At 54.9% G+C, this 13,472-nt stretch carries 9 protein-coding genes and 1 pseudogene; 1 reads left to right on the top strand and 9 read right to left on the bottom strand.

The window, feature by feature from the left end:
* Positions 1-94: 94 nt before the first annotated feature.
* Complete coding sequence (locus VH413_17260; protein HEX3800445.1) at positions 95-913, bottom strand: SH3 domain-containing protein; 819 nt, start codon at positions 911-913, stop codon at positions 95-97.
* Positions 910-2,796 carry a BatD family protein gene (locus tag VH413_17255; GenBank protein HEX3800444.1) on the bottom strand — a complete coding sequence of 629 codons (1,887 nt, stop codon included), beginning with the start codon at positions 2,794-2,796 and terminating at the stop codon, positions 910-912. Before VH413_17255 ends, VH413_17260 begins: the two co-directional genes overlap by 4 nt.
* Positions 2,797-2,891: 95 nt before the next feature.
* On the opposite strand from VH413_17255, the gene VH413_17250 reads away from it, so the two are divergent.
* Positions 2,892-3,443, top strand: coding sequence for a hypothetical protein (locus VH413_17250; GenBank protein HEX3800443.1), 552 nt, complete (start codon positions 2,892-2,894; stop codon positions 3,441-3,443).
* On the opposite strand, the gene cobA is transcribed toward VH413_17250, so the two are convergent.
* From cobA to VH413_17215, 7 genes and pseudogenes are all read right to left on the bottom strand, one after another.
* Entirely contained in the window at positions 3,440-4,966 is a 1,527-nt protein-coding gene (cobA, locus tag VH413_17245; GenBank protein ID HEX3800442.1) for a uroporphyrinogen-III C-methyltransferase, read from the bottom strand. The two genes, VH413_17250 and cobA, sit on opposite strands and share 4 nt — an antisense overlap.
* A 16-nt stretch (positions 4,967-4,982) precedes the next feature.
* On the bottom strand, positions 4,983-5,954 hold the full coding sequence (gene hemC / locus VH413_17240) for a hydroxymethylbilane synthase (GenBank protein HEX3800441.1): 972 nt from the start codon (positions 5,952-5,954) through the stop codon (positions 4,983-4,985).
* A gap of 20 nt (positions 5,955-5,974) precedes the next feature.
* Positions 5,975-7,033 (bottom strand): glutamyl-tRNA reductase, encoded by a 1,059-nt coding sequence (gene hemA / locus VH413_17235; GenBank protein ID HEX3800440.1) that lies wholly within the window; start codon positions 7,031-7,033, stop codon positions 5,975-5,977.
* Between the two features lie 16 nt (positions 7,034-7,049).
* The gene (gene ccsA / locus VH413_17230) at positions 7,050-7,871 is read right to left on the bottom strand and encodes a cytochrome c biogenesis protein CcsA (protein ID HEX3800439.1); all 822 of its coding nucleotides are present in this window, start codon (positions 7,869-7,871) and stop codon (positions 7,050-7,052) included.
* 582 nt (positions 7,872-8,453) lie between these two features.
* On the bottom strand, positions 8,454-8,834 hold the full coding sequence (locus tag VH413_17225) for a hypothetical protein (protein HEX3800438.1): 381 nt from the start codon (positions 8,832-8,834) through the stop codon (positions 8,454-8,456).
* Positions 8,818-9,537, bottom strand: coding sequence for a GH-E family nuclease (locus VH413_17220; protein ID HEX3800437.1), 720 nt, complete (start codon positions 9,535-9,537; stop codon positions 8,818-8,820). The genes VH413_17225 and VH413_17220 overlap by 17 nt, the downstream gene beginning before the upstream one ends.
* Positions 9,538-9,696: 159 nt before the next feature.
* Positions 9,697-13,407: pseudogene (locus VH413_17215) on the bottom strand (toxin TcdB middle/N-terminal domain-containing protein).
* Positions 13,408-13,472: the final 65 nt, after the last annotated feature.

Below are 13,472 nucleotides of genomic sequence, written 5' to 3'. Positions count from 1 at the left end.
CAACCCATATCCACAATTTGAGGTTACGCGAACGATTTTACATTTCCTTAACCGTCCGGCGCCATCTTTTACAATGCCTTAACAAATTGCGTCATTACGCGCCCGGCTTCCAAACTTTACCGGCCTCCAGCACGATCACTTTATTTTGCGGCAGCCATCCAATCCGTTGCGCCGGGTCCACGACTTGCAGCCATCCATCTTTTTGGTCCGCCACTTCCAACTCCGCGCCGTCGCGCACCTTGAAAATACTCACTGATTCATCGAGCGGCCCGTTGCGGACTTCGACTTCACCCGCGGTCACGATCGCCGTCGGCGTGTTATAATCCGAATAGAAACTTATCGCAAAACAAAGGCCGAACAAAACGACGCCCGCTCCCGTGATAAAAACATAATTGCGCAACTGAAGTTTTAGGCCGGGCCGGAATTGCGCCACCGCAAGCAGGATAAAAAATGCCCACAACGCCACGGACGTTATCACTGTCCACTCGTTTAAACTCAATTTGCCCAGCAAAACTTTCCATCGCTCGGCACGATACATCGAGCCGCCGCGCGCGCGCGTTCGCGCCAGTTGTAAATTCTCGCGCAACGCCGAATCCCGCGGCGCCAGCCATAAAGCCTCCCGATACGACGCAATCGCGCGCCCCACCTGCCCCGCCTTGAACCATGCGTTGCCGCGATTGAAATAAATCGCCTCCGACGCCTTTCCCCCGGCGAGTAGTTTGTCGTACGCCGCCGCCGCGTCGGAATATTTTCCTTCCTCGTAAAGTTTGTTCGCCGCCTCGAAACCCGAAGTCAAATCTTCCGCGCGCGCCTGCGTGCTTATCACCAGCGCACACGCAAACATAAAAAGCAAAACGATCTGCCGGATGAAGCGTTCCCTCGATTTAAAAATATGGCCGCTCAACCGATTCATGCTTTTATTTTTTTCAAATCATTCATGGCCGCCTCCACTTTTGGAATCAGCGAAACCAATTCCGCGTTGGTGCTTTGCCGCCCGTACCGCGCCTGGTTGCACAACTGAAATAATTCGCGCAACACCGCCATTTGCGCGTCGGGAGTTTTCAGTGGACGCAATTTTTCATCGAGGACGGCTTCAGTGATCGCCGTCGCGGGCAAGTCCAGCCGCTCGCCCAAGCGTTCCTGCAACAGGCGAATGACCGCCGCGAAAAATTTCTCCGTGTCATTCGCATTCGCCGCCCGGCGCAATTCCAGCAATCCCAGCCGCACGCTTTGTTCGACCTCGCGTTCGCGGCGCAGCTTCGGATTGTTCGCCAGGTGTTCGACTTGTTTGCGTCGCATCAAAAATGCCAGCCACGCGAACACCGGCACAGCCTGGGCCGCGAGAAACCACGGCTGTTCCACCAGCGGTGCACTGATTGGCGCGACCGTTCCCAAATGCGATTTGATCAATGAAACGTCCTGTGCCGGTGTCGAGTTGTCGGGTGCGTTGTTCGGATTCGACGCCGTGGGCGCCGGCAACGACGCCGCGCTCGGACGCACGATCAGCGGAATCGCCGGTTGAGTTGCGGTGCGATAACTTTTTTGATCCGGGTCGAAATAACTGAAAACGTAGGGTGGTATTTCCTTCGCGTCCATGGTTTGCGGCACGGCGGTGATCGCGAAAGTCCGCGTGCCGGAAATTCCCAGCGGATCGTTCGCCGCCGGTTGAAAATCGCTCGTCGGCGGATACAACTTGAATTGTTCCCAGCCGGTTTGCGCGGGCAGCGTAATGCTTTCGAGCGCACCGCGGCCGGAGATTTGCACCTTAATAGTAATTGGATCGCCCATTGCCACATTTGTTGGGCTGGCAGTGATGGTGACGGAATAATTTCCCACCGCGCCACTAAAACCGGCGGGGACATTGGCGCTGGGCAATGGCAGCACCTGTAAAGAATGTGGATCGCTCTCAAGCGTCACGGATTGCCAGTCATAAAATTGGCCGAATATAGTTTGGCGCGAATTCGGTTTCGGCACGTTCACCTGCATCGTCGCCGGGCCGAGGTCGAGCTTGCCGACTTTTGCGGGCACGACGAAGGTCTTCATCGTCGCCACAGAATACGGTTGGCCATTGACGGCGGTGGAGGCTTGCGTCGGTTGCAACATTTTGCCGAGCGTGAATCCTTCCTCTTTGACCTGCGGCATTTCCGCACCTTGGATGGCGCGATAAAAAAGCTGAATATCCACCGGCAGCACTTCGCCGAGATACACTTCATTTTTCGGCACGAGCAATCGCAGAAACGCGCCGCCCACGCTGGCCTGGCCTTTGCCCGCCTCGGCAACGCGCAGGCGGATCGGCTGGCTCGTAAAACTTTGTCCGCCAAGATTCACCGTGAGCGCGGGAATGACGTAAATTCCCGGCTTGCCCGGAGTCAAATCGTAGGAATAGGTAACGCTTACCGAGCTTTGCGCGGCTCCGTTGGCGAAGGAATAGGATTGCTGCACTTGCCGTCCAGGCTCGCTGAAAGTCAGGTTGGGAATGCGGGGTAAAGGGGGCGATGCAGCGGGTTCGCCGCCGTCAAACTTGAGCGTCAGCGTAAAACTCTCGCCCATCGAAATCGCGTCGCGATCCACGGTCGCGGTAAAGCCCGCGCCCTTTGCGCCCGCCACACCGAACGAGGCAAAAATAAAAAGGGCCAGCGCAAGCCAGCCTTTCCGCGCCACTTGCGCCGGAAACATGTTCAATACTGCTAATCGCAATTTGTTCGACATCGTCAATCCGCGCAGAGCTTTACCGACCCTGCCACTCCGCGCAAGCATCACATAAACCACGCCCACGCCCTTGTCCAGAAACAACATAGCCGCTTTCGTCTTCGCGCCGCCGCAAAACCGCTTGCACCATTACACCGATGAAATCATTTGAAACCTGCGCCCGGACGCGATTATTTATTCTCATGCCGCAAAACATTGCCGCTCTCAATCTTAAAAATCTTCTTGGTTCCAGCATCCCGGAACTTGGCCCCAAACCGCGCCCGGACGCTCTTGACCATGATACATTGACGAAAAAATTAGCGGATGTGTTCAAGCACTCGAACATTTCCACGCCAGCACAGGAACTCATCCGCGCGCTCCTGCTGCTTTGGCATGACCAGCTCGACGCCGCGCATCATGTCGCGCAAGCGATTGAAAATGCGGACGGAAGTTTTATCCACGGCATCGTCCACCGCCGCGAACCGGATTACAGCAACGCGGGATATTGGTTTCGCCGCGTGGGCGGGCACGAATGTTTTCCCGAAATTGCCGCGCGCGCGAAAAAGTTGCTCGACATGGAAAGCAATCCTGCGTGGTCAGCGAAGTTGCTTGCGCATGGCGAATGGGAACCGCTTGCATTTATTCAACTGTGCGCCAGCGTGGAAGAAAAACCATCCGACGATCCCCAAGTCTTGTTGCTACGAAAAATCCAAGCCATCGAAACCGAAGTTTTGCTCGACCATTTTCTGCATTAATGCCGGGCGGCGCCTACCAGCGCGGTCACGATGCCTTCGATCGTGTGAGCCTTCGCTTCCACGTCCGGTTTCAAGCCCAGCGCGGCGATGGCCTTGGAAGTTTCCGGCCCGATGGACACGGTCTTGATCTGCGGAAATTTTTTCAACAACGCGGGCAGGTCGAAACGCGCGTGAAAATTTTCCACAGTCGAACTGCTTGTGAACGTGATCCAGTCCGCGCCTTCTTCGAGCAACCGCGCCGCCGCGCCGGTCACGTCTCCCGTTTCGGGCACGGTTTTATAGCAAGCAATGTCATCCACAATCGCGCGTTCGGCTTCCAATTCCTTCGGCAAGTCCGGGCTCGCCACTTCGGCGCGCATGAGCAGGATTTTTAAATTTTCCACGCTCTCGAAGGCCTTGAGCGCCTTGACGATTTTCGCTGTGACGTATTCCTGCGGCATCACGTCCACCTTGAGGTGAAGTTCCTTCAGCTTCGCCGCCGTCGCTGGTCCCACCGCCGCGATGCGCACACCGCCGATGTCGCGCAGATCTTCAAACGCCTTGAAAAAATTCTCGAAGAACATCGCGACGCCGTTGGGACTCGTGAACACAATCCAATCGTAGGAATTCAATTCCAACAACGCATCCGCCAGGTCGGCCTTGCGGTCAGTCGGGACAATTTTAATCGTGGGAATCTCCAGCACGTCCGCGCTGAGTTCCGTCAATCGCCGCGTCAATTCACTCGCCTGTTCGCGCGTGCGCGTGACCACGATGCGTTGCCCAAACAGCGGACGCCGCTCGTGCCAGTTCAGCGCCTTGCGCAAGTTCACCACGCCGCCGATCACCGTCACCGCTGGCGCCGTGAAATTATTTTTTTCCACAACGTCGGCAATCGTCGCCAGCGTGCCTTCGATGGAACTCTGCCGGCCGGTTGTGCCCCAGCGCACCATCGCGACGGGCGTCTTCGCATCCATGCCGTTCTCAACCAGCTTCGATGCGATCTCGCGGATGCGGCTGACGCCCATCAACACGATTTTTGTCCCCGGAATTTTTGCGATCTGCGCCCAGTCAATATTGACTTCGTCCTTGGTCGGATCCTCGTGGCCGGTGATGACGGTGAAGCTCGAACAATAATCGCGATGCGTGATGGGAATGCCCGCGTAGTTCGGCGCGGCCACGATTGAAGAAATTCCCGGGACCACTTCGAAATCAATTTTCGCCGCCGCCAATTCCTGCGCCTCTTCGCCGCCCCGGCCAAAAACATACGGATCGCCGCCCTTGAGCCGCACCACGATTTTGCCTTCGCGGGCTTTCGCCACGAGCAACTCGTTTAACTTGTCCTGCGGAATGGCATGATCCTTCGCGCGTTTGCCGCCATAGATAATTTCCGCGGTCTTGGGCGCGAGCCGCAACAAACTTGGATTAACGAGCGCGTCATAAACCACCACTTCCGCGCGTCCGAGTAATTCCGCGCCGCGCATCGTGAGCAATCCCACGTCGCCGGGACCCGCGCCGACTAAATAAACTATGCCTTTCAATTTCATTAATTTTTTTGAGCGGCTATTTAAGTTCGTTCGCCAAACGCCGTCCCAATTCCGCTGCTTCCTTCGGCGCGGCGTGTCCTTCGGTAATGCGCACGGGGCCATCGCGAAAAGATACGGCACGCAACCGCAACTGTTCGCCGATCAATTCGCCATACGCCGCGACCGGACTTTGGCAGCCGCCGCCCATCGCCGCCAGAAAAGCGCGCTCGGCGGTGACGCAAACCTGCGTCGGAACATGATTCAGTTTTTCGCACACCGCCGCGATGCGTTCGTCGTTTTCGCGAATCTCGATTCCGATCGCGCCCTGCCCCACGCACGGAAGCATCACCTCAGGTTCCAATATCGTCGCGAGCAATCCAGTTGGAACTCCCGGCCCGCTCAAAATTCCGTCCGCCGCGATTTGAAAATTCAGCCGCGCCAACCCTGCCGCTGCGAGCACGATGGCATCGAGGTCAGCGCGCGCCGCCAATTTTTCGATGCGCGTCAGCACATTGCCACGGTGGTCAATGATTTTTAAATCCGCGCGATGCGCGAGCAACTGCGCCTTACGCCGCGTGCTGCTAGTGCCAACGACCGCGCCCGGCGGAAAATCCTTGATGGCATGCGCGAGTTTGAAACCGCGTCCCACACTTGCGCCCGCCGCGCGATAAATCAAAACGTCGCGAACATCCGCGCGTTTGCCGACGGCGCCGAGCGTGAGTTTCTCCGGCAACTCCGTGGGCAAATCCTTCAAGCTGTGCACCGCGAGGTCGGCTTCGTTTTCGAGCAGCGCGATTTCGAGTTCTTTCGTGAAAAGTCCTTTTGGCAAACTTTCGCCTTCCTTCGCGAGCGACGCCGTTTGCAATTTATCGCCGGTCGTCTTGATGATTTTCAGTTCAAACGCGCGAACGGGAAATGCGGCGCGGCATTGCGCAAGAACATTGTTTGCCTGGGCCAATGCCAGTGCGCTGCCGCGAGTGGCAATATAAATAACGGGTTCAGCCGGCATGTTGAAAATGGCGATTGCGCTTACTTATGGCCGAGAGCGGGAGTCGCTTCGCCGGGAAGTTCGGGTGGACGCGTCGCGCCGAGCAGCGCGCGGGCCTTTTCGCGGATGATGGCTTCACATCGTGCGATCTCGCTCTTGCGCTGCTTGAGATAGTCGTCGGCGATGGCCTGGAGGTCGTCAATATTGTAGAGATAAACATTATCCAAAAAATTCACTTCGGGCTCGATGTCGCGCGGCACGGCGATATCAATGAGCAACAGCGGACGGCTTTTGCGCAGCTTCATCAGCGGTTCCAGTTTTTTGCGATCCAAAACATAATGCGGTGCGGACGTGCTGCTGATGACGATGTCAATGTTGGGGAATTCCGCGGCCCATTCGTCGAAATGCACCGCGCGGCCATCCAACTGTTTGGCGAGTTCCTCGGCGCGCTCATGCGAGCGGTTCGATACGATGATGCTGTGCGCGCCGCGGCTGAGCAACGAGCGCGCGGTCTTTTCGCTGGTATCGCCCGCGCCGATGACCATGACCTGCCGGCCGTTCAGTGTGGTGAAAATCTTTTCCGCAAGCTCCACCGCCACCGAACCGACCGATACACTGCCGCGCTGGATGTTCGTGTCGGTGCGGATTTGCTTGGCGACGTTGAACGCACGTTGAAACGCCTTGTTCAAACGTCCGCCGGAATGCTTGTGTTGCAACGCGAGGTCGTAGGCCTTTTTCAACTGACCGAGAATTTCCGTTTCACCGAGCACCATCGAGTCCAGACCCGATGCCACTTTGAAAAGATGCTCCAGGCTGTGTGGTTCGGAGAGCGTGTAAAGTTCGGTGGTGATCGGTTCGCGATATTCGTGGCAGTTCACGAGAAATTCTCGCAAGACGGTGAAAGCGGCGCGCGGTTCCAAAGCCGTGACGGCGTAAAGTTCGACGCGATTGCAGGTCGAGAGAATCACCGCCTCACTGGCGACGCCGGAATCGCGAAGCGATTGCAAAGTCGCCGGGATGCGCGCCTCGGCAAAAGCAAACCGTTCCCGCACCGTGACAGGTGCGGAATGATGACTCAGGCCGATGACGACGATGGACATTGCGTGCGATTAATATTTACGATTTATGCACGTAGGATAGCAACATGAACCCGGGGAAAGTCAGTAAAATAAATGCGAAGACTCCAAGCGCACCCCAGGCAAAACGCCGCCCGCCCTTCCCGCGCCAGCGCATGATGAGCAGCACCAGATAAATCACCCAGATCAACAGCGCCCATAATAGTATGGGATCGCTCTTGAAATAGACCCCGTCCTTTTCACGCAGCAATTCCGGGTAAAGCGACAGACCTGCCGTGAACAACACCAGCCCGATCGTCACGAATCCACTCGCGACTTTTTCCAACCGTTGAATGGGCGGAAGCAAAGAAAAGATCGCCCGCAGTTTGTGAAATTTGAGATCGTGCTCCTGCGTCAGATACATCAACGCCGCGACCGAGCCCAAGCCAAACGAACCAAAGGACAACAAAATCAGTGCGGCGTGCAAGCTGCCGAGACCGTGGCTAAAATCCGGCGACGGCCCATGGGGAGTGTCGAGAGCAGGCATCAAAGCGAATACGCCCATCCCGAATAAAATTGGTGAAGCGAACGCGCCGATGAACCGCAACCGCGACCAGACACCGAGAACGAGGTATGCCGCCACAATAGTCCAGGCGATGAACAATGTGGCTTCGTAAAGATTGTTTACCGGGCAGCGATCCAGCGAAAACCCGCGTTTGGCCATCGCCGTGGTGTGCAGGATGAACGCGAGCAAGAGCACGAAATAATTATTGCGGCTGTCTTCGCGAAAGCCTTTGCGCCAAAGGAAAACAGAATAGACCATGCTCAAGCCGTAAAAAACCACGGCGAGCAAAAAATAATGTCGGTCAGTGAGCCAGCCCACAGCATAAGAGTAAACCACGCCTGCAAGGCTGCAAGCGTCAAATCCGCGCGGACAATGAAGCCATCTTGGAAGGCGGGACGGCGCTAATCACGCCGTTCAAAGCCCCATAGAATGGTGTTACGATATTCCGCGTAGTTCATTGTCCACAAAATGGATACGTCCATAATTTATAGTTTTGAAACTTAATTATTTATCGCGCGAGCCACCAAAGTATCTTTTTGAAATGCACCCCGAAACTCCGCGCTTGGGTTTGCAACAATGCCACGAACATTCGCGATCCAAACCGGAGACATTGCTGCTCACCCCTGAAGGTCAGGGTGCAGAAGTATTGCCACCCGAGCGCTTCCGAGTTAACCGGGACAGCGCTCCGAGGCCGGCAAGGCGTTTGGCCGTTCAGTTTGAAGCAGGCGGCCTTTGCTTCCTTGGGTTGCGTTCATCGCCGAGACCACAAATCGCGGGGCGATCGTCTCATACAGGGGAAACTAATTAGTGGCGGGCTTGGGAAAGCCCAGCTGTCCCGGCGTTTATTTTTCATTGGCATCACGCGCGCTATGGTTGGCTTGTACGGTTCTAACATTAAAATTAGTCAATGTCATGCCCGATAAAACTTCCCAAGAAATGAAGCCGTCCCCATTCAAGTGGAGCATTTTCGCATTTAAGATAATAACAAACAAGCGCGGCATTTCCAATTTCAACACCTCGCTTTCTTCCAACAAAAACCGCGTCATTGATATAAGCTTCCCAACCTGAAAAACCTTCCAACAATTTAAAGAGATCAATCGGCTTTTCCTCAAAAGATATTTCGCATATTGATTCAAGCGAGATTTTTAAACCGAGACGTTTTGCCACATCCTCATCAACACTTTGATCAAAATCATTCTCTGTTGGAAATGTGCCGATCCAAATTGATACTGTTTGGGCCGAAGGATATTCGATTTTCATTTGTTTACCAATCAGATTCATATTGATGGCTTAAATTTGTTCTAATTTTCTCAGGTCTGTAAATATCAGGATCTCTTTGATATTTTTTCCAAGTATCCAAATTCCAACCCTCTTCTGTGGCTCTTTGCTGTGCGTCGGAAAGTTTATGGCCGGGTGCATGTCCCGCCTGCCAAGGTTCACCGGGCTTGATTTCTACGCCTGAAGGATCATAAACTTTACCATCGGCCGCTTTTGATCGCTCCCAAATTTCTGCGCGTGTGCCTTTACTGAGCTTGACACGCTGGTACTGACTTATGTCTCCTATTGTTGCAGTTGGATTACCAACCGAACTAATTGCGGTATCTGCAGCGGCACTTGACCCAATTTTCTGACTAAATCTAGTTACTGTTACCGCATCTGCTACACTACCAGCTAAAACTTCCGCCGCAAACCCTCCCACACCCAGCGCGGCCCCGGCAAATTGAAGAGCTGCCGTGCCGTAGTTTCCTTGAAGCGCCTCTCCCGTCCCTGCCACGAGGGCGGCAGGAACTCCCAGTCCAGGAACCAACGCGAGAGCGGACGCTATATTCGTTACGGTTGATAAGACCGAATTCCCTCCTCCGCCTTCACTAAAACCTCCACCCAAACTCCCCGCCGCAGACGCTATCGCCTCATCGCTGTAAGCGGCTGACTGTGCAAATGGGTTGGAATTATCAGAGAACTGATGGCCCAAAAGATTGTCCATCGCGTCATTGCCCGAGCCGTAGCCCAGTGAATCCAACAGATCGAAGTTCTGTCCGCCAAAATCAAAATTCTGCGGTCCGAAAAGACTGTTCGATTCAAACTGCGCATTGAACCGGTCCCAATCATCATCGGTGAACGACTCCCCGTCATGCCCGGTCGGATCAGTAAATCGCAACGGATTATTGCCGGCATAAGTATAAGGGTTGATGGACTGCGGGTCCGAGGAATCCGGAATCTCCGAATCCGGCTGGATGAACCGCCCCAATGCCGGGTCATAATACCGCGCTCCATAATAATAAAGACCCGTCTCATCGTCATCAATTTGTCCGGTGTAACGATTGGAAACCGGAAACGCCGAACTGTTGTCCGTGTACGTGGTTTGCCCATAGGCTGCATATTCGTAATGCTGCACGACATCGCCGCCACGGTCCGTCAGGATGTTCGTCGAGCCAAGGTGATTGTCGTGGTAATAATAAAAGACCGGTGAATACGTGGCCGCATTTACCTCCCGCGTGCTGGAAGCCAGCACCAAAGAAATCATGCCGACCGTCACCGCCTGCCGCCATAAGGCTGAAGGCCGCAACGCCCGGCGCAATAAGGGACGCGTCCACTGTGTTTTGCGCGCACTCCACAAACACAGCGCAATAATCCCCAGCCAGGTTCCTGCGAACACCGTCCAGAACCCGCGTCCTTCCTGAAATGGCCACGCCATGATGGAGTCTAGCCGGTTGGAAACTTCAAACCAGCGCTTTTCCCCCACCACCTGGCTCATCAACGCCGTGCATTGCGATTCAAACGTCGCCACCAGACCGCCATCCACCACCACGTGGCATAGCACCTTGCCATTATTGATCTCATAAATGCCCCCGATCCAAATCGTATAACCATTCGTTCCGTTGCGCCACAAACGCTCACCCTTGTCATCATACCCAAAGGCCACCGCCACATTCGTGCCTTGCACCGTCACCAACTGGTTCTGCTCATCATAACTCAGCGTCTGCCCGCCACGCGTCGTCATGTTCCCACAGGCATCGTAGCCATACGTCGTCCCGTTCGCATTGGTCACTGCATGCGGCTTGAGGCCGTAAAGATACGCTCCCGAACCATAATCCTGGTTCGTCAACACATTGCCAATCGGACTATACGCATAACTCTTGCTCCCCTGCGCCGTCGAACTCAGTGATGTCAACCGGTACAACTGATCGTAACCAATGTTCGTCATCCCCGCCGATCCCATTCCCGTATGAACTCCATCCCCGATGCTCTTGAGATTGGCCACCGCGTCGTACGTGTACGAAAGATTCTGGATATTCGTTCCCTTGCTCACCACGCGGACATTCTCCACCCGCTGCGAAAGGGGATAATAAATATTGGTCGTCAACACCCCATTGCCATTGGTGCTGCTCGTCAACTGCCCCAGCGCATTAAATCCCAGCGGTGTGTAAAACACCTCATTCGTCCCCGTGCCCGCCAGGCTCGCCACCTGGCTCACATTCCCCGCCGTGTCGTACGAATACTGGATCAACGCCGCGTTCCCCGGATACTCCAGTTGCTGCAACCGGTCGGCGTCGTCGTAAGTGGATTGCGTCACATACTCCGCCGCGTTGAGATTGAGGAACCGCCCCGTCTTGATTACCCGTCCCCGCACGTCGTAACTGCTGCGCTCGTACCCCTGCAAATCCGCCACCTTGTAAAGCTGCCCCTTATACACCGTGAACGCCGGGTCATCGCTGTGATCGTAAGTGTAGGTAATCGTCCCCGCCAAATGGCTCGCCGAATTATAAATCTCCTTCGAAGTCAGCCGTCCCAGTGGATCCGCATAATAAAATTTAAGCGTGTCCCCCCGCGCATCCGTCTGCTGCGTCACCCTCCCCGATACATCATAAACATAACTCCACGTGCCCAGGTCCGGGTCCACCATCGAAGTCTTGCGGCCCAAGCTGTCGTACGCCATCACGATCGTATTGCCCGCCTGATCCACCAGGTTGGTCGGATTGCCCAGCAGATCGAACTTGAACTGCGTATTATAATTGCCGTTGGAAGTCACCTCCGTGATCGTGCTCATCCGCCCGTAAGCATCCGCATACGATTTTTTCACATTGCCCAACGGATCCGTCACCACCACCGCCCACGGATTGCCCCCGTCAAAATGCCCCGTCGTGGACGCCCCCACCGGCGACCCCGCATCCCCGCCCGTCACATTCGTGCTCAATAACAGCCCCGAAGAATTCAACACCGCCTGCACCGAGCCCGTCACCCGGAACGGCCGCGAAACCGCGTCGTACTCCGTCAGCGTGCCCAAATTCGTTCCCGTCGGAATCGTGTAATTGGTCCCCGAACTGAAATAAGTCAGCGTCTGAAAATATTCGCGCCCCGTCCGGTCATAAAGCGTGTTCGCCACCCGAAACTGCCCCGTCTCCGCCTCCGAACGCGTCTCAATCGAACGGCCCAACCCATCCGCAAACAAATACGTTTCATAACCATTGACCAGATCCACCGCGTCATTCACCTGCTTATGGATATAATTATACGAAACGCCATTCGAGACTCCGCCCGACGAATAGAAAATCCGCGACTTCCACAAACTCGCCGCCCCGTAGGCATTCGTCGAAATATAAGTCGCCACCGTGCGATTAAACGCATCAATCACATTGGAAGAAACCAGCCCCTTCGCATCCGTGGACGTCAGCGCCACCCCCGACCGGACATCGTAAGTCGCACTATTCGTAAAACTCCCCGTGACCGTCAACAAAGGAAACTGCTCAAACGTCGAATCGTAAATATTCGTGGTCGTGATGCCCGCCGCGTCAGTCGAACGAATCGCATTCCCGTAGGCATCATAAACACTCGACGAAATTGAAACAAAACTCCCCGCCGTATCCAGCCACGACTGGCTATTCGTCATCCGTCCGCACGCATCATAAGACTGAAGCGTTTCCCGCAACCGCATGCCCCCCCCGCTGTCCGAAGTGATCTTGGTATCCGAAGGCCGATCCAATATATTCCCCAAACCCGTCGCATAAGTGATCCAAGTATAAACCGCATCACTCCCGATATCCGTGAACGTCTGGTTCGTGATCACGATATTCGTCACCTCACCCAAACTCGCCGTCGTGATGAGATTGCCATTATTCGTGTCATAACCAAACTGCTTCGCCGTCGCCCGATAATTGGACAACCCCTCAAAATCCATTTCCGTCGTTTGCGAAACAAACGGGAAATACCAGCCATTGGTATTCAGCAAAACCTCCACCACCTTGTTGAACGTGATCTTGTTTGTGCCGCCATCACTGCCCACCACCTCCGTCCGAAAAGGAATGCCCTTCTTCGATTCCGTGCCCGCGTCCAAATATTCTCCCAAAGCCGTATTGTCCCGCCCGCCGCTCTGATGAAAATAAGTCGTCGTCTTCACCCCCGTCGGAGCCGTCACCGTGACTTGGCCAAAACCCCTGAACTCCCTCTCTCCCGGATTATAATACCCCCCCGAAAACGCATAATGATTCGTGCTGACGTTCCCCAACCCATCCGCCGCCGCCGTCTGCGATACCACCTACGTATTAAAAGGCAAAAGCCCACGCGTATGCGCCGAATCACGATTGTCCAGGGTCGTCGAAGCGACATAACTGACTTGCAAAGAACCACCAATCCCATTGCTGACCATATTAAGCAAATCAGGGAATGGGCCTTGGCTTAGTTGGACGTTGAAATTCGTATAAAGACTATTAAATGTGGTAAGAACCCGATCCGGAAGTCCATCTCCATTGATGTCAATAAAGCGAACATAATCTTCGCTAATGCTTTCATCAGAAGTGGCGTATGTCCACCGGCTTTCAATGCAATTCCAATCGCGGTCTGTTTCAACTTGTTGCAAAGAATTCCATGCATTAGTCGGACCAAACCCGGATCCCGTATTGAGTTGAACGGTCCAGGCACCCG

This window comes from Verrucomicrobiia bacterium (assembly GCA_036268055.1).
Lineage (GTDB): Bacteria > Verrucomicrobiota > Verrucomicrobiia > Limisphaerales > Pedosphaeraceae > DATAUW01.
The sequence above is the reverse complement of the archived record's forward strand: the minus strand, read 5'-3'. Positions and strand labels throughout refer to the sequence as shown.

Excerpts from the sequence above, each read along its gene's own strand:
- VH413_17260 (HEX3800445.1), bottom strand. The coding sequence starts at position 913 with ATGAATCGGTTGAGCGGCCATATTTTTAAATCGAGGGAACGCTTCATC.
- VH413_17255 (HEX3800444.1), bottom strand. The coding sequence starts at position 2,796 with ATGTTGTTTCTGGACAAGGGCGTGGGCGTGGTTTATGTGATGCTTGCG.
- VH413_17250 (HEX3800443.1), top strand. The coding sequence starts at position 2,892 with ATGCCGCAAAACATTGCCGCTCTCAATCTTAAAAATCTTCTTGGTTCC.
- cobA (HEX3800442.1), bottom strand. The coding sequence starts at position 4,966 with ATGAAATTGAAAGGCATAGTTTATTTAGTCGGCGCGGGTCCCGGCGAC.
- hemC (HEX3800441.1), bottom strand. The coding sequence starts at position 5,954 with ATGCCGGCTGAACCCGTTATTTATATTGCCACTCGCGGCAGCGCACTG.
- hemA (HEX3800440.1), bottom strand. The coding sequence starts at position 7,033 with ATGTCCATCGTCGTCATCGGCCTGAGTCATCATTCCGCACCTGTCACG.
- VH413_17225 (HEX3800438.1), bottom strand. The coding sequence starts at position 8,834 with ATGAATCTGATTGGTAAACAAATGAAAATCGAATATCCTTCGGCCCAA.
- VH413_17220 (HEX3800437.1), bottom strand. The coding sequence starts at position 9,537 with ATGGACAATCTTTTGGGCCATCAGTTCTCTGATAATTCCAACCCATTT.